This window comes from Streptomyces sp. NPDC020490 (genome assembly GCF_044335305.1).
In the GTDB taxonomy this organism is placed as follows: Bacteria; Actinomycetota; Actinomycetes; order Streptomycetales; family Streptomycetaceae; genus Streptomyces.
Map to the genome: position 1 here is coordinate 101,372 of NZ_JBIRUY010000011.1, position 15,993 is coordinate 117,364.

Here is a 15,993-nt window from a genome sequence, read left to right on the forward strand (position 1 = left end):
GCACCGCTTCCCCTCACGCACCGGGAAACACCGCATGGACCACTTCATCCAACTCGTGCTCAGCGGCCTGTTCATCGGCTCCTTCTACGCCCTGGTCGCACTCGGCTACTCCATGGTCTACGGGATCATCAAACTGCTCAACTTCGCGCACGGCGACGTCTACATGCTCGGCGCGTTCGTCGGCTTCACCGTCCTCAGCGCCGGCGCCGGCGCGCTCGGCGGCGGGCTCGTCGCGCTCATCGCCGTCATGATCATCGCGATGATCGCCACCGGCACCTTCGGCATGGTCCTGGAGCGGGTGGCCTACCGCCCGCTGCGCAGCGCGCCCCGGCTGTCCGTGCTGATCACCGCTGTAGGAGCCAGCTTCGCGCTCGAGTACGGCATCGCGGTCGCCTTCGGGGCCAACCCGGAGGTGTACCAGATCGGCGTCGGCGCGGGCGCCCTGAACCTGGGCGGCGCGCGCATCACCTACGCCCAGCTCGCGATGATGGTGATCGCGGTCGTGCTCATGGTCGCCCTCGACACCCTGGTGCGGAAGACCCGGTCGGGCCGCGCCATGCGGGCCATCTCGCAGGACCCGAAGGCATGCCTGCTCATGGGCGTCAACGTCGACCGGGTCATCTCCCGCACCTTCTTCCTCGGCTCGGCCCTGGCCGGCGCGGCAGGCGTCATGGCCGGCGTCTACTACGGGAAGATCGACTTCCTGATGGGTTTCGTCATCGGGCTCAAAGCGTTCACCGCGGCGGTCATCGGCGGCATCGGCAACCTGCGCGGAGCCGTGCTCGGCGCCGTCGTGCTCGGACTGCTGGAATCGTTCGGCGTCGCCTACCTCGGCAGTGAATGGCGCGACGTCTTCGCGTTCGGCTTCCTCATCCTCTTCCTGACCGTGCGCCCCACCGGGCTGCTCGGCGAACGCGTCACGGAGCGTGTGTGATGAAAGACGAGACCACCCTCCGCCCGGCCGAAGGGGCCTCGGCCTACGTCAACGCCGTCGACGAGCGCGCGTCCGCGAACGTCGCGCTCGCCGGCAAGGGCGTCGGAACGCCCCGGTCCCACCGTGCGCCGATCGCGGAAGCCGTGTCGAGCCTGCTGGCCGGCAAGTGGCTCGGCCTGGGCGTGGCCGTGATCGCGCTGGCCCTGCCGTTCATCGACTCCAGTACCTACGTCATCCAGATCGCCGTGGACGCCCTCATCTTCGTGATGCTCGCGGTCGGGCTGAACATCGTGGTCGGCTTCTGCGGACTGCTCGACCTCGGATACGCCGCCTTCTTCGCGATCGGGGCCTACACCGCGGGACTGCTGTCGACACGCTACGGGTGGCCCCTGATCGCGACGATCCCCGTCGTGGTGGCCGCCGCGGTCGTCGGCGGGCTCGTCATCGGCGGGCCGACGCTGCGGCTGCGCAGCGACTACCTGGCCATCGTCACCCTCGGTTTCGGGGAGATCATCCGCATCACCGCGAACAACCTCGACTTCACCGGCGGACCGAACGGCCTGTACGGCATCCCCGGCTTCGGCGACTTCGGCCTGCGCTCCGACATCACGCTGTACTGGGTCACCGCGGCCGTCGTCATCGTCGCCGTGCTCTTCTCCAGCCGGCTCGGGCGCGGCCGGATCGGCCGGGCCTGGCGGTTCGTCCGCGAGGACGAGGACGCCGCCGAGGCCATGGGCATCCACACCTACAAGGCGAAGTTCGCGGCGTACATCGCCGGCGCGGTCTTCGGCGGTATCGCGGGCGTGCTGTTCGCCGCGCACCAGACCGCGATCTCCCCGCCGAGCTTCAACTTCCTGTGGTCCGCGCTCATCCTGATGGCCGTCGTGCTCGGCGGCATGGGGTCGACGCCGGGTGTCGTCGTCGGCGCCGTGGTCATCTCGCTGCTGCCCGAGCTGCTGCGCGGGGCGGAGAACTGGCGCTATCTCATCTTCGGTCTGCTGCTGATCGTCGTCATGATCTTCCGGCCGCAGGGACTGCTGCCGGCCCGTACCGGCGAAACCGGGCGGCGCGGCCGCCGAGCACAGGAAGGCACGTCGTGAAAAAGGTGCTCCTCGATGTGAGGAACATGGCGGTCTCCTTCGGCGGAGTACGTGCCGTCGACGGACTGACGTTCTCCGTCCACGCCGGCGAGGTGCTCTCGGTCATCGGCCCGAACGGCGCCGGCAAGACGAGCGCGTTCAACTGCATCACGGGCTTCTACCGGCCTTCCGCGGGCTCGGTGACGTTCGACGGCACCGACATCACCGGGAAACGGCCGGCCGTGATCGCCGCGAGCGGCATCGCGCGCACGTTCCAGAACCTCCGGCTCTTCGGCGACCTGACCGTGCTGGACAACGTCCGGGCGGGCATGCACGTCCGCATCCGGCAGAACTTCCTCGACGCGATGCTGCACACGCCGCGCTACCGGCGCAGTGAGGAAGCGGCGACCGAGGAAGCGCACAAGTGGCTCGACTTCGTCGGCATGGCAGCCGACCGGACCGCGCAGATCCGCAACCTCCCCTACGGCGAGCAGCGGCGCGTCGAGATCGCCCGTGCGCTGGCCCGTGAGCCCCGCATGCTGCTGCTCGACGAGCCGGCGGCCGGACTCAACCACGGGGAGAAGGAGCAACTGCTCGGCCTGTTGCGGCGGATCGCCGCCCTCGGAATCGCGGTGGTCCTCATCGAGCACGACATGGGCCTGGTCATGGAGGTCTCCGAACGCATCGTCGTACTGAGCTACGGCAAGGAGATCGCCGACGGCACACCGGCATCGATCCGGTCCAACCCGGCGGTCATCGAGGCCTACCTCGGCGCGGAGGACGACGAGGCGCACGCGGAGGCCGAACGTATCGCGGCCCAGGCGGGCCCGTCCGGCACGGCGGAGGTGCAGTGGTGAGAACGATCCTCGACATCAGCGGCCTTCAGGTCAGCTACGGAAAGGTGGAGGCACTCAAGGGGCTCGACCTCACCGTCGGCGAGGGGGAGATCGTCGCCCTGCTGGGCAACAACGGCGCCGGCAAGTCCACGACCGTATCGACGATCTCCGGCGTGGTCCGGTCCCGGGCGGGAACCGTCACGGCCTACGGCGAGGACATCACCGCGGCGACGCCCTGGTCGATCGTCGAACGCGGAATCGTCCACGTGCCCGAGGGCCGGCGGATCTTCTCGCGGCTGACCGTGCACGAGAACCTCCAGCTCGGCGGCTACACCGTGCGCGACGGCGCGTCGATCGACCAGCGGATCGCACAGGTCTACGAGCTGTTCCCGCGCATGGCCGAGCGCCGCCATCAGCAGGGCGGCACCCTCTCCGGCGGCGAGCAGCAGATGCTCGCCATCGGCCGGGCACTGGTCGCCGGGCCCCGGCTGATCATGCTGGACGAGCCGTCGATGGGCCTGGCGCCGCTGATCGTCGCCCAGGTCATGGACGCCATCGTGACCGTCAACCGGGCGGGCACGTCGGTGCTGCTCATCGAGCAGAACGCGAGAGCCGCGCTGAAGATCGCCCACCGCGGGTACGTCATCGACTCGGGCCGGGTCACCCTGACCGGGCCGGCCGACCGGTTGCGCGCCGACCCGCAGGTCGTCGAGGCATACCTGGGAGCATGACGGATGACGAGAAACGCACCGATCGACACGATCGACTGGCACACCGGCGGTGAGCCCTTCCGGATCGTGCCCGACAGCCCGGCCGCGCTGACCGGCGACGGGCTCACCGTCGCCGAGCGCCGGATCCTCGCGACCCGGAGCGACGAGGCGCAGTGGGTGCGCGCACTGCTGTGCGGCGAGCCCCGTGGCCACGCGGACATGTACGGCGGCTTCCTGGTACCGCCCGACGACGCCGGCGCCCATCTGGGGGTCCTGTTCTGGCACAAGGACGGGTTCTCGACGGCGTGCGGACACGGCACGATCGCCCTCGGCGCCTGGGCCGTCGCCTCGGGCAGGGTGGCGGCCCCCGCCGACGGCTCGACCGACGTCCTGATCGACGTCCCCTCGGGACGCGTCACGGCGAGTGTCCGCACCCGCGGGGGCCTGGTCGAGGACGTCACCTTCACGAACGTCGCGAGCCACGTCCACGCCCGCGGCGTCCCAGTGGGGACGTCCCGCGGAACGGTCACCGTCGACATCGCCTTCGGCGGTGCGATGTACGCCGTGCTGCCGGCCGCGGCGGCCGGCCTGCGGGTCGGGCCGGAGCACCTCGCCGAGATCGTCGCGGTCGGCCGCGAGATCCGCGACGCCCTCAATGCCGCCGGGGCCGCCGAACACCCCGGTGACGCCCGGCTCTCCGGCATCTACGGAACGGTTTTCACCGAGGAGGTCCGCCCTCCGCTGCCGCGGCCCGACGGCAGCCGGCAACTGCACCAGCGCAACATCACGGTGTTCGCCGACGGCCAGGTGGACCGGTCCCCGTGCGGTTCGGGCACGTCGGCCAGGGTCGCGCTGCTGGCCGGCACCGGGGAACTGCGTCCCGGTGACGAGTTGCGGCACGAGTCCGTGGTGGGCTCCGTCTTCCGCGCACGGATCACGGAGCTCACCACGGCACACGGAAGGCCGGCCGTGATCACGGCGGTGACGGGCACCGCCCACGCGACGGGGACCTGCCGGTTCACCGTCGATCCGCACGACGCTCTCCTTCCCGGGTTCGTGCTGCGATGAGCGTGATCCTCGACGCCCAGGACGTCTTCTCGCTCGGTCCCGTCGCCGCGGTCGCCGCGATCCGTGACGTACTGGCCCGGGGACTCGACCCGGATGCCGACGTGCCTCGCGTCGTCCTCGAACTCGCGGGCGGCCAGGGGCTGCTCATGCCGTCGGAGAGCGGCGGCTGGTTCGGGGTGAAGGTCGCGACCGTCGCGCCCGGCAACCCCGCGCGGGGCCTGCGGCGGATCAATGCCACCTACCTCCTGTACGACAGTGAGACGCTGACCTGCGCCGCGATCCTCGACGGGGTCGCGCTGACAACCTTGCGCACGCCCGCGGTCGCGGTCGCGGCCTGTCTGGACCGGCTGCGAGCCGTCGCGGCCCGCTCGCCGGACGGGCTGCGGCTGGTGGTCTTCGGCGCGGGCCCGCAGGGCGAGGGGCACGTGCGTACGATCCGGGCGCACGTACCGGTCGCCGACGTCACGGCCGTCACCCGTCGCGGCGGTGCCGTCCCGGCGTGGGCGGACCGCCATCTGACGGCGGACGACGCGGCGGTCGCCGGTCGCGTCCGCGGGGCGGACGTGATCGTGGCGGCGACCTCGGCCCGTGAACCGGTCCTCGACGGGACTCTGGTGCGCGACTCGGCGGTCGTCCTCGCCGTCGGTTCCCACGAGCCGTCGGCACGGGAGCTCGACGGTGCGCTCATGGGGCGCGCCACGGTCGTCGTCGAGAGCCGCGAAGTCGCGCTCCGCGAGGCGGGAGACGTCGTCCTCGCGGTGCGGGAGGGCAGGCTCGACCCGGAATCACTGCGGACCATCGCCGACCGGATCGGCCCGCGGGCGACCGTCCGCGCCGACCGTCCCCTGGTGGTGAAGACGAGCGGAATGGCATGGGAGGACCTGGCGGTGGCGGTGGCGGTGTACCGGCAGGGAGGCAGGAGGACGTTACCTCCGTCGTGGCCGGTGTGCCGGACGTCCCGGCGCGGGTGAGCCCGGGGCCTGTGCTTGCACAGGCCCCGGGCCGCAGCCGCTGGTCTCCGGGCGCGCGACGCGCTCAGCCGGCCAGCAGCGTCACCCCCCGGTCCGACAGTGCCCGGCTGACCGGCTCGTGGATCATGCCGCAGCCGCTGTCGGGACCGCCGCTGAGGATGCCGTGAGCGGTGGACCCGTCGTAGACGCCGCTTCCGCTGTCACCGGCAGCGTCGCAGGCGGTGCTCCAGGTCATCCCGGCCAGGGTGCGGTCGGGATAGGACACGGTCGCGTCGGTCTCGGTGATCTGCCCGCAGGTGTAGCCGGTCGTGGAGCCCTGCTTGCAGACGTACTGCCCGACGTAGTCGTAGCCCCAGCCGGTGATGCGGGTCGAGGGGTAGACCCAGCCCCGCGGCTGCCACCAGTCGGAGTCGTCGATGCGTACGACGGCGGAGTCGCCGTAGTAGCCGAAGGTGTAGTCGGCGACGCTGCCGACTCCCTGGTAGCCGTAGCTGTAGGTCGGGACCTGCCAGTACGAGCTGTCCTCCGCGCAGTGGCCGGCGGTCATCATGTAGTAGCCGTACGAGTCGTAGGCCATGAAGGCGCTGGTGCAGCGGACGTTGCTGCCGTAGATGGCCAGGCCCGAGCGCAGCGGCGGGTCACAGGAGTACTGACCGCCGCAGTAGAACGGCTTGGAGGCGTGCGCGTAGCTGCTGACGGTGAGGGCGTCGCCGAAGGTGTGCTGCGCCCACCGCACGACCGAGCGCTGAGCACCGGTCAGGGCCTTGCCCCGGGGCAGGTCCAGGCGCAGCTTGTTGTCCTGCACCACCACCGCGGACTGCAGGCCGTGGGGCGCCGACTTGTTCGCCGCGGCGATGCGCCTGGCCAGCGTGTCCGACATGCGGTTGAGCTGCTGCCAACTGCGGCGGACCACCACGGTGGTGGTGTCGGGCGCCTGGGCCCGTGCCGCCTGCTGCCGCACGGACGCCGCGGCCGCGGGCCGGGTGACGGCGACGGTGAGTCTGCCGCCGTGCTCCTGGTCGATCCAGGCTCCGCCGAAGCGGGAGGCCAGGGACGTGCGCAGGGCGGTGGCGACGTCGGTGAGACGGTCCTGGCGGAGCACCCGTCGTTGTGCTTCCTGTGCGGACAGGTGCTGGTCCGCCGCGAGTTGCGTGGCAGCGGCCCGCTGCGCGGTGCTCAGTCGCGGCGTGGTGCGGTCGCTGCTGCCCGCGGCGGGGGACGCGAGGGCACAGGTGACCGTGAGAGAAGCGAGGATCGGCCAGAGAAGGCGTCGTCGTGGGGTCGAGGCTTTCACTTGATTACCTCCTTCGCTGAGGCGGAGCCGGCCGTTTCCGGCGGCCGGAGTCCGGGCGGCGGCGCTACCCCGTGCCGCCGCCGCCCGGGGGATCACGGCCGGGCGGGGGGAGCCGCCCGGCCGTGAGGTGGGGGAAGTACCGGGGAGACCCCTCAGTACTGGGTGGTGACGGTGACTCCGGAGAAGCTCTGGTTCGCGTAGAGGGTGATGTAGTTGTAGCCGGCCGGAGGGTTGGTGATGGTCAGGGTGTGGCTGTTGCCCGCGCCCGTCGCACGGTTGGTGTAGCTGGTGGTGGTGGCCCAGCCGCTGCCGCTGTAGTAGAGGTCGGCGTCACCGGTGCCGCCGGACGTGGTGATCTTCAGCTGGGAGACACCGGCCGGCAGGTAGAGGTAGAGGTAGTCGTTGTTGCCGGTGGTGGCGGTCCGGTTGCTGCGCTTGCAGTTCTGGCCCAGCACCCGCGTGTCGGTGTCGGGGCACTCGGTCACGGTGCCGCCGCCGACGGTGACGGTCTTGGTGACGGTGCCGGTCGCGCCCTTGTCGTCGGTGACGGTGAGCTTGACGCTGTAGGTGCCCGCCGTGCTGTAGGCGTGGCTCGGGTTGGTCGCCGTGGAGGTCGCGCCGTCACCGAAGTTCCAGGACCGCGACGCGATGGTGCCGTCGGAGTCGGTGGACTGGTCGGTGAAGGTGGCGGTCAGGTTGCTCACGGAGAAGCCGAACCCCGCGGTCGGAGCCTGGTTGGTGCCGCCGCCACCGCCGCCGCTACTGCAGCTGCCCGCCGCGCAACTGGCCAGCCAGGTGCGGAAGTCGCTGTCGTAGCGGGTGCCGATGGTGCTGGTCAGGTAGGTGCGGGCGGCGCTCCAGTTGCCGGTGCGGTAGTAGCCGAGCACGGTGGCCATGTCGGAGGGGTGGTTCTCCAGCATGTACCGGGAGGCGAGGTAGCCCCAGCGGTAGATCCGCGTGGTGTCGTTGCTGTACGTGGTGTCGAACAGGGTGCGCAGGCTGTACGTGCCGAGACCCGCCTCGGTCATCGCCTCGTTGTAGGTGACACCGCGGTAGGAGTAGGAGATGTACTCCGCGAAGCCCTCGATCCACCAGACGGTCGGCGTGGTGACGTTGGCGTTGAAGTCGCCGTACATGTCGAACCGGCCGTCGAGGTAGTGCGTGTACTCGTGGTTGAGGTTCCAGATCTGGAAGTCCGGACGCAGCCATTCGGCCTCGTAGGCGATGAAGCGGGGCTGGTTGCCCGCCGCCGCCGGGTCACCCTCGAGGTACATGCCGCCGTTGTTGGTGTCGATCCCGTACATGGCGCCGGCGTACGTCTGGTAGTCGGTGCTGGAGTCGAAGACGACGACCTCGATGGTGTTGTTGTTGTCGTTCGCGACCGGGCCGCTGTCCTTGACGACGCTGTGGAAATAGGCGTCCTGGTTGCGCAGGCTGTTGCAGGCCCAGGACAGCTCGCTCGACGTCATCTGCTGGGCCTTGATGACGATGCTGGAGCTGCAGTTGTACGTCACCGTCAGGACCGAGCCGGCCAGCTGCTGCTGCAGGTTGCAGGTGCCGTAGTAGGAGCAGTTGGCCTTGTCGTAGTAGTCGGTCATCTCGGCCACGCCGACCCAGAGCGGGGCGGTGGTGCCCTTGATCGAACTCGAGTTGAGCAGACCGGCGGCCAGCGGACGGACCTTGGACTGCAGCGCGCTCTCCTGGAGGAACCTGCCGAGTTCACGTCCGGCGTTGGACGTGAGGTACGACTGGTCGGTGCCCAGGAGCGAGAGGTGTCCGGTCGCGAAGTTGTACAGCGAGTCGATCAGGCTGGGGTCCGACTGGACGGCGCTGACGAACGCCGGCACCTGGTGGCCGCGGAACGTCACGGTGTAGACGTTGTTGGCCGCGTTGAGCATCCACCAGGAGCTGTTCCAGGAGGAGTTGTAGTTCGCCAGCAGCCGCTTGAGGACGTATATGTAGCGGGCGTTCTCCTCGGCGCTGTCGATCAGGGTGACGGCCTCGGCCAGGGTCTCGCCGTTGGCGTCGGAGACGTCGCCGGAGTGCGCGCCGGCGAAGAAGGCGTCCAGACCGGCACGGATGGCCGTCTGCAGGGTGGTGCCGTAGGTGCCCACGTCGGTGGCGTTGTACCAGTGGACGTAGTAGCCGGCGCGCAGGTACAGCACGAGCTGCGGCATGCCGGTGGTGCCGTTGCCGGGGTAGGACGCCGAGCCGTCGCGCACGGCGTAGGCGACGCTGGCCATCTGCGACTCGTTGAACGCGTAGTAGGCGTTCGTGCCGGTCAGGCTGAACAGCGAGTTGACGCAGTCGGTGGTGGACGCCTTGATCTGCGTCACCAGGGCGCTGCCGGTGCGGCTGGTGAAGTCGGAGACGTTGCACGTGGCCGCGGCGGCGAGACCGTTCTTCCCGGCCTTCTTCTTGCCCTTCGTCTTCGCCGACATGGAGGGCCGGACCGGCATTTTCTCGGGCCGGCCGTAGGGCGTCCTGAGCGCGTCCTTGCTCGCTCCCAGCGGCGGCAGCTCGGACGCCTTCAGACGCCCCTTGCCGACATGCTCGGTCTCGGCCGTGGCGGACTGTGCCACGGGCGCCGGACCTGAGTGCTTCGCGCCTCCGGCCGCGGCGTGCGCGGCGGACACGGGGGTTTCCGTCCGAGCGCTGGCCGGCTGCGCCAGCAGGCCGACGCCCATGGCGAAGGTCAGGGCCAGCGGCAGCGCCGCCCCCAGACTTCTCCGGACAAGTGACTTTCTCACTACGCCTCCCATGAGGATTCGGGCCACGCGTGGGTGGCCTGTGGGGGATGACGGGTTCGTGGATCGGGGTGGGCCGCGCCGTCGACCCGACGGGAGCACCGACCGATGTCCTGATTGACATGACCACGACCTGTGACATGTACCATTGCACACGTGACATGGTCCTGGGAAGGTGTCCGCCGGAATCGAGGGCCGCCAATTGGCCTGCCACGGCGCGGAGTTGGCTCCGTCGGCGAAAGGGCCTGGTGAGGACCTGCTACGGGGCCCTAACCGTTCTCGGGGAAGTGGCAGGCCGCCTGCCGGGACGCGGGACCGACGGCCGTCAGGGCGGGCCGCCGGGTACGGCAGATCTCCTGTGCCTTGGGACACCGTGGATGGAAGGCGCAGCCGCTGGGCGGCGCCGCCGGGCTCGGCGGATCACCCAGGAGCACGATGCGTTCGCGGCGGCGCTCCGCGACGGGGTCGGGGAGCGGAACGGCGGACAGCAGCGCCCGGGTGTACGGATGGGCCGGCGTGTCGTACACGTCCCGCTTGTCGCCCACCTCGACGATGCGGCCGAGGTACATCACCGCCACCCGGTCGCATATCCGCTTCACGACCGACAGGTCGTGGGCGATGAACAGCAGGGCGAGGCCGAGCTCGTGCTGCAGGCGCTCCAGCAGGTTGACGATCTGCGCCTGCACGGAGACGTCGAGCGCGGAGACGGGTTCGTCGGCGACGATGAGCCGGGGGCCGGTGGCGAGGGCGCGGGCGATGCCGATGCGCTGGGCCTGGCCGCCGGAGAACTGGTGCGGGTGACGGTCCAGGTGCTCCGGGCTCAGGCCCACCAGGTCCAGCAGTTCCGCGGCCTTGTCGCGTGCGGCCTGGGCGGAGGTGCCCTGGACCAGCAACGGCTCGGAGATGATGCGTGCGACGGTCTGCCGGGGGTTGAGCGACGAGTACGGATCCTGGAAGATCATTTGCAGGTGCCGCCGGGTCGGTCTCAGCCGGCGTTGCGGGACGTGCGTGATGTCCTGGCCGTCGAAGGCGATGGCGCCCGAGGTCGGCTCCAGCAGCCGTACGAGCATCCGCCCGGTGGTGGACTTGCCGCATCCGGACTCGCCGACCAGTCCCAGCGTCTCGCCCGCCCCCAGGTCGAGACTCACCCCGTCGACCGCCCGCACCGGGGCGGAGGGACGGCCGAGTCTGCGCCGGCCGGGGAACGTCTTGGTCAGATCACGTACCGAGAGCAGCGCGGAATCGGTCGGTATCGCGAAGGCCGGGGCGTTCGGTCGGGTCATCGAGTCTCCTCGGCCGGTATCTGGGTGCCGTTGCGGGGCGTGGAAGGTGCGGAGACGCCCAGGGGCAGGTGGCAGGCGACCAGCCGGCCAGGGGCGTAGTACGCGACCGAGGGCCGCTCGTCGGCGCAGCGCAGGCGGGCGGCCTCGTCGGCTTCGGCCCTGCGGGGGCAGCGCGGGGCGAAGGCGCATCCGGGTATCGGCGCGGCCAGGGACGGCGGGCTGCCCGCGATGGCGCGCAGCGGGACGTCGTCGGGGTCGTCCAGCCGCGGCAGCGAGTCGAGCAGGCCGCGGGTGTACGGATGGGCGGGCTGCCGGAACAGGTCGTCGACCGGGGCCTGTTCGGCGGCGCGCCCGCCGTACATGACGAGCACGTCGTGCGCGACGCGGGCCACCACCCCCAGATCGTGAGTGATCATCAGGACGCCCAGCCGCCGTTGCTGCTGGAGCCGGGCGATGAGTTCGAGGATCTGGGCCTGCACGGTGACGTCGAGGGCCGTGGTGGGCTCGTCGGCGATGAGCAGGTCGGGTTCGCAGGACAGCGCCATGGCGATCACGGCTCTCTGGCGCATGCCGCCGGAGAACTGGTGGGGGTACTCCCTCGCCCTGCGGGCCGGTTCGGGGATGCCGACTTCGCCGAGCATGTCCACGGCCTGCCGGTGGGCCGCCCGGCGGCCGGTGCCGAAGTGGCGGCGGTGCGCCTCGGCGATCTGCTCGCCGACCGTGTAGGCGGGGTGCAGGGCGGAGAGCGGGTCCTGGAAGACCATGGCCATGCGCCGGCCGCGCAGCCGGCTGAGCTCCCGGTCGGTCAGGGAGAGCAGTTCCTGTCCGGCCAGGGCGATCGAGCCGCTGACCCGGGCTCCCCGGTGCAGGCCCATGACGGCCATCGACGTGACCGACTTGCCGGAGCCGGACTCACCGACCAGCCCCAGGGTGCGGCCGGCCTCCACGGTGAAGGAGATCCCGTCGACCGCCCGGACGGTTCCGGCCGGGGTGTCGAACCGGACGCGCAGATCGTGTACGCGCAGCAGTGGTGCGTCGGTTGCGGTGCTGGACGGCACGGCTAGTTCCTCACCCTCGGGTCCACGACGGCGTACAGCAGGTCGATGACGACGTTCGCCGCCACGATGAAGAAGGCGGCCAGCAGCGTCACGCCAAGGACCACGGGCTGGTCGGAGCGTTGCAGGGCGTCGTAGAACAGCCGGCCCACCCCGGGGATGCCGAAGATGGACTCGGTGATGACGGCTCCGGCGAGCAGGGCGCCGAGGTCCATGCCGAAGATGGTGAGCACCGGCATCATGGCGGACCGCAGGCCGTGTTTGGCCACCACGGTGTACTGGGGCATGCCCTTCGCCCTGGCGGTGCGGATGTAGGGCTGCGCCATGGCCTCGATCATGGAGCTGCGGCTCTGGCGGGCGTACATCGCGGCGTACAGCAGGGCCAGCGCGGTCCAGGGCAGCAGCAGGTTGGCGGCCCATCCCAGCGGGTCGTCGGTCAGCGGGGTGTAGGTGGGGTAGGGCAGGAGCCCGCCGACCCGGACCAGGCCGTAGATGAGCATGACGGCGGTGAAGTAGACGGGGAGCGAGGCGGTGGCGACGGCGCCGACCATGAGCGTCCGGTCGAGCAGTCCGCCCTTCTTCAGGGCGGCGGTCACCCCGGCGCCCAGCCCCAGCACCAGCCACATGCAGGCGGCCCCGAAGGCGAGCGAGGCGGAGACCGGCAGCCGGTCCATGAGCAGGTCCCACACCGGCAGGGCGTTGTCGTAGGAGTAGCCCAGGCAGGGGAAGCCGCAGTGCAGCGCGTGCGGCCCGCTGCCCAGGTCCCGTCCGGCGAAGATGCCGACGACGTAGTCGCCGAACTGGCGCCACAACGGCTGGTCGAGGCCCATGTGGTGGCGCACCTCCGCCAGCCGCTCCGCGCTGCACGTCTTGCCGCAGGCGGCCGCGGCCGGGTCGGCGGGCAGGAGGTAGAAGATGACGAAGGTGACGGCGCAGATGGCGAGCAGCACACCGGCCACGCCGAGGCATCTGCGGAGCAGGTAGGCGGTCACGAGCGGCCTCCCTGGGGATCGAGGATGTCGCGCAGGGCGTCGCCCAGCACCGTGAAGGCCAGCACCGCGACGAAGAGGAAGGTGCTCGGGACGAAGAAGTACATGGGGTCCGTCTCGTAGTAGGCGACGGCCTCGGCGATCATCTGACCCCAGGAGGAGGTCGGCGGGCGCACGCCCACACCGAGGAAGCTCAGCGCCGCCTCCGTGCTGATCATGCCGGGGATCAGCAGCGTGGTGTAGGCGATGATCGGCCCGGAGATGTTGGGAAGGACCTCGCGGGTGAGGATGCGCCACGGTCCCGAGCCGGCCACGCGGGCCGCCTGGACGTACTCGCGGTGGCGCAGGGTGAGGGCCTCACCGCGCACCACGCGGGCGATGCCGGGCCAGCCGAAGACACCGATGACGGCGGTCATCAGGAGGACCCGGTTGACGTCCTGGGCCACGGACATCATGGCGATCATGAAGATGAGCGAGGGGAAGGACATGGTCAGGTCCATGAGCCTGCTCAGTACGGTGTCGACGCGGCCCCCGAAGTAGCCGGCCGCGATGCCCGCGGCGGTGCCCACCACGACGACGATCGCGGTGGCGGCGAACGCGATCAGCAGCGAGACCTGGGCTCCGTGCACCACGCGCGCCAACAGGTCGCGGCCGGTGGCGGGCTCCACGCCCAGCCAGTGCTCGGCGCTGATGCCGCCGAGCGGCCCGCGGGGCATGCCCCCGAGGTAGGGGTCGATCGCGTCGCTGTCGAAGGCGGTGGGTGACCAGCCGCCCAGCCGGCTGAGCAGCGGGGCGGTCAGGGCGACCAGGACCAGCAGGGCGACGGCGACCAGGGCGAGCCTGCTGCCCCGGTCACCCCACAGCTTGCGCGACGTGGCCCGCAGCGGATGCTCGAGCAGGGCCGAAGGCCCGGTCTGCGCGGTGGTGTCCAGTGTGAAGGTCACGACGGCTCGTCCTCAGCCCTCGCTCTTCGACGGGTCCTTCAGACCGATCACCGCGAAGTCGAACTGGCCGGTCCAGGCGGCGTGGCCGAAGGCACCGGCGATGTTGTCGCCGACCAGCAGGGGCTTGCGCTTCCACAGCAGCGGAACGGCCGGCGACTTGCTCTGGATGACGGAGTCGAGGCTGATCCAGGCCTGATTGGCGCTCGCCGCGTCGGACATCGCGGCGATCTCGTCCATGCGCTTCTCCACCGCCTTGTCGCGGAACTGGGAGACGTTGCCCTGGTTCCCCTTCTCCTTGATGGTCCGGCCGTCGAACACGAAGGGCAGGAAGGTGGAACCGGACGGGTAGTCGGGGCACCAGCCGCTCATCGCCATGTCCGGTGCGTGCTTGGTGTCACCGATGGTGTCGTAGTAGACCGACGGGTCGACGGTCTGGATCTGCAGGCGCACCCCGACCCGGGACAGGCTCTGCTGGAGCGCCTCGGCCCGTGTCTTGTCGCCCGTCGACACCGTGATCGTCGTGGCGAAGCCGTTCGGCTTGCCGCCCTCGGCGAGGAGCTTCTTGGCCTTGGCCACGTCGCCGGTGGTCGACCGCCCGTAGAGGCCGTCGGCGCGGCGGCCGCCGGTGAGGGCCGGCGGGAGGTAACCGTTGGCCATGTCGTTGAGGGCGGGGCCGCCGCTGGCGGTCACCTGGGCCGACTTGTCGACCGCGTACTGCATCGCCTGACGCAGCTTCAGGTTGTCGAACGGCGCGCGGGAGGTGTTCAGGGCGAGCATGTCGGTGCAGCCGGTCCGCTCCGCGGACAGCCTCTTCTTGACCTCCGGCCGCGGCAGCACCTTGGCGATGCTGGACGGCTGCATGTCGGACCACTCGACGGCGGAGGCGTCGGCGCCCTCGCCGGCGATGATGCGGTCGTCTATCTGACCGCCCTTCAGACCCTGCTGTACGACGATCCGGTCGGGGTAGGCCTTGCGTACCGGGTCCGTGGCCGGGTCCCAGTGCGGGTTGCGGACCAGCACCAGCTTCTTGCCCCGCGCATAGCTTTCGATCTTGTACGGTCCGGAGGAGAACGGCCGCAGGTCGTACTGGACTCCCTTCTCCCGCGATTCGGGCACGGGGGAGAAGGTGGGCAGCGTGACCGTGTAGGAGAACTCCGCGACCGGCCTGCGCAGCGAGAAGACGATGGTGCGGTCGTCGGGAGTCTTGATCGACTCCAGGTGCTTGCCCCGCAGCGGCCCGGTGTAGCCCTCGGTGCCGGCCAGGTACCGCTGGGCGTAGTCGGGACCTCCGACCAGGTCCGGGGCGAAGGAGCGCTCGACGTTGTACTTGACGTCCTGGGCTCTGATCGGGGTCCCGTCCTCGTACTTCAGACCGGGCTTGAGCGTGAACGTCCAGGTCCGGCCGCCGTCGGAGGACTTGCCGAGGTCCGTCGCGAGATCGGGAACGATCTCACTGCCCTTGTTGCCGGGGGCGGCCTTGAACGTGGTCAGCGTGCGGTAGAGCAGGCGGCTGCCGAAGTCCATGGTCGGCATCACCCAGTTCCGGGCCGGGTCCAGGTGGCCGAAGTCCTGGTTGGACAGCACGGTGAGAGTGCCGCCCTTCTTCGGGGTGCCGCCGATGATCGTTCCGGTGGCGACGCCGGGCCGCTTGTGCTCGTCGGAGCCGCCATCACCCGACTGATTCGTACAGGCGCCCAACAGGGCCAGTGTGAGTGAGGCGCTCAACGAGGCGGATAGGGCACGCGTTTGACGGCTCATAGCCACTCCTTGCTTGTGATGGCGGGAATCCGCCTGTGAGGTGTGACGCGTAACATAGTAATGTGAAATTGCATAGCCAAGGGGTGTGACGGCTCGTTACCGAGCTGTGTCCGATATCCGGACCGCGGGTTGCGGGCTCAGGTGGCGCCGTCAGGGTCCGACGGCGTCACCGTGTGGACCGGCAGGTCTCACGGACGGACCGGCAGGTCTCGCGGGCGGAGGGAACGGGCCGTCCGGGACATGGCTGTTTGTGATCGCGGGCGCGGAAAGGCTGCCGCGCGCCGCGGACAGGGGCTTCGGGGCGGGTGGTGTGCGGTGGCCGGAG

At 70.3% G+C, this 15,993-nt stretch carries 13 protein-coding genes; 6 read left to right on the forward strand and 7 right to left on the reverse strand.

Going from position 1 to position 15,993, the window contains the following annotated elements; translation table 11 throughout:
- Window positions 1–34: 34 nt before the first annotated feature.
- Genes ACH4ZX_RS14260 through ACH4ZX_RS14285 form a run of 6 tightly spaced genes read left to right on the forward strand, consistent with a single transcriptional unit; the run spans window position 35 to window position 5,598 of the window.
- Window positions 35–934 (forward strand): branched-chain amino acid ABC transporter permease, encoded by a 900-nt coding sequence (locus ACH4ZX_RS14260; RefSeq protein WP_398271987.1) that lies wholly within the window; start codon window positions 35–37, stop codon window positions 932–934.
- A complete protein-coding gene (locus ACH4ZX_RS14265; RefSeq protein ID WP_398271989.1) occupies window positions 934–2,034 on the forward strand; it encodes a branched-chain amino acid ABC transporter permease in 1,101 nt (366 codons plus the stop codon). Before ACH4ZX_RS14260 ends, ACH4ZX_RS14265 begins: the two co-directional genes overlap by 1 nt.
- Window positions 2,031–2,870, forward strand: coding sequence for an ABC transporter ATP-binding protein (locus tag ACH4ZX_RS14270; RefSeq protein ID WP_398271990.1), 840 nt, complete (start codon window positions 2,031–2,033; stop codon window positions 2,868–2,870). The genes ACH4ZX_RS14265 and ACH4ZX_RS14270 overlap by 4 nt, the downstream gene beginning before the upstream one ends.
- Window positions 2,867–3,580, forward strand: a complete 714-nt coding sequence (locus tag ACH4ZX_RS14275) for an ABC transporter ATP-binding protein (RefSeq protein WP_398271992.1) — start codon at window positions 2,867–2,869, stop codon at window positions 3,578–3,580. Before ACH4ZX_RS14270 ends, ACH4ZX_RS14275 begins: the two co-directional genes overlap by 4 nt.
- Window positions 3,581–3,583: 3 nt before the next feature.
- On the forward strand, window positions 3,584–4,627 hold the full coding sequence (locus tag ACH4ZX_RS14280; protein ID WP_398271994.1) for a proline racemase family protein: 1,044 nt from the start codon (window positions 3,584–3,586) through the stop codon (window positions 4,625–4,627).
- Window positions 4,624–5,598 carry an ornithine cyclodeaminase family protein gene (locus ACH4ZX_RS14285; RefSeq protein WP_398271995.1) on the forward strand — a complete coding sequence of 325 codons (975 nt, stop codon included), beginning with the start codon at window positions 4,624–4,626 and terminating at the stop codon, window positions 5,596–5,598. The genes ACH4ZX_RS14280 and ACH4ZX_RS14285 overlap by 4 nt, the downstream gene beginning before the upstream one ends.
- 64 nt (window positions 5,599–5,662) lie before the next feature.
- On the opposite strand, the gene ACH4ZX_RS14290 is transcribed toward ACH4ZX_RS14285, so the two are convergent.
- The 7 genes from ACH4ZX_RS14290 to ACH4ZX_RS14320 all read right to left on the reverse strand — a co-directional run bounded on the left by ACH4ZX_RS14290 (window position 5,663) and on the right by ACH4ZX_RS14320 (window position 15,668).
- Window positions 5,663–6,892 carry a S1 family peptidase gene (locus ACH4ZX_RS14290; RefSeq protein ID WP_398271997.1) on the reverse strand — a complete coding sequence of 410 codons (1,230 nt, stop codon included), beginning with the start codon at window positions 6,890–6,892 and terminating at the stop codon, window positions 5,663–5,665.
- Window positions 6,893–7,044: 152 nt separating this feature from the next.
- Window positions 7,045–9,654 (reverse strand): collagenase, encoded by a 2,610-nt coding sequence (locus ACH4ZX_RS14295; protein ID WP_398271998.1) that lies wholly within the window; start codon window positions 9,652–9,654, stop codon window positions 7,045–7,047.
- Between the two features lie 254 nt (window positions 9,655–9,908).
- A complete protein-coding gene (locus tag ACH4ZX_RS14300) occupies window positions 9,909–10,922 on the reverse strand; it encodes an ABC transporter ATP-binding protein (protein WP_398272000.1) in 1,014 nt (337 codons plus the stop codon).
- Window positions 10,919–11,980, reverse strand: coding sequence for an ABC transporter ATP-binding protein (locus ACH4ZX_RS14305; protein WP_398272001.1), 1,062 nt, complete (start codon window positions 11,978–11,980; stop codon window positions 10,919–10,921). The genes ACH4ZX_RS14300 and ACH4ZX_RS14305 overlap by 4 nt, the downstream gene beginning before the upstream one ends.
- A gap of 2 nt (window positions 11,981–11,982) precedes the next feature.
- A complete protein-coding gene (locus ACH4ZX_RS14310) occupies window positions 11,983–12,969 on the reverse strand; it encodes an ABC transporter permease (RefSeq protein ID WP_324786923.1) in 987 nt (328 codons plus the stop codon).
- Entirely contained in the window at window positions 12,966–13,850 is an 885-nt protein-coding gene (locus tag ACH4ZX_RS14315; protein WP_398272139.1) for an ABC transporter permease, read from the reverse strand. Before ACH4ZX_RS14315 ends, ACH4ZX_RS14310 begins: the two co-directional genes overlap by 4 nt.
- Window positions 13,851–13,922: 72 nt before the next feature.
- Complete coding sequence (locus tag ACH4ZX_RS14320; RefSeq protein WP_398272003.1) at window positions 13,923–15,668, reverse strand: ABC transporter substrate-binding protein; 1,746 nt, start codon at window positions 15,666–15,668, stop codon at window positions 13,923–13,925.
- Window positions 15,669–15,993 lie beyond the last annotated feature (325 nt).

Bases quoted from the DNA above. Each gene is read 5' to 3' on its own strand.
- ACH4ZX_RS14260 (WP_398271987.1), top strand. From the start codon at position 35: ATGGACCACTTCATCCAACTCGTGCTCAGCGGCCTGTTCATCGGCTCC.
- ACH4ZX_RS14265 (WP_398271989.1), top strand. From the start codon at position 934: ATGAAAGACGAGACCACCCTCCGCCCGGCCGAAGGGGCCTCGGCCTAC.
- ACH4ZX_RS14280 (WP_398271994.1), top strand. From the start codon at position 3,584: ATGACGAGAAACGCACCGATCGACACGATCGACTGGCACACCGGCGGT.
- ACH4ZX_RS14285 (WP_398271995.1), top strand. From the start codon at position 4,624: ATGAGCGTGATCCTCGACGCCCAGGACGTCTTCTCGCTCGGTCCCGTC.
- ACH4ZX_RS14295 (WP_398271998.1), bottom strand. From the start codon at position 9,654: ATGGGAGGCGTAGTGAGAAAGTCACTTGTCCGGAGAAGTCTGGGGGCG.
- ACH4ZX_RS14300 (WP_398272000.1), bottom strand. From the start codon at position 10,922: ATGACCCGACCGAACGCCCCGGCCTTCGCGATACCGACCGATTCCGCG.
- ACH4ZX_RS14320 (WP_398272003.1), bottom strand. From the start codon at position 15,668: ATGAGCCGTCAAACGCGTGCCCTATCCGCCTCGTTGAGCGCCTCACTC.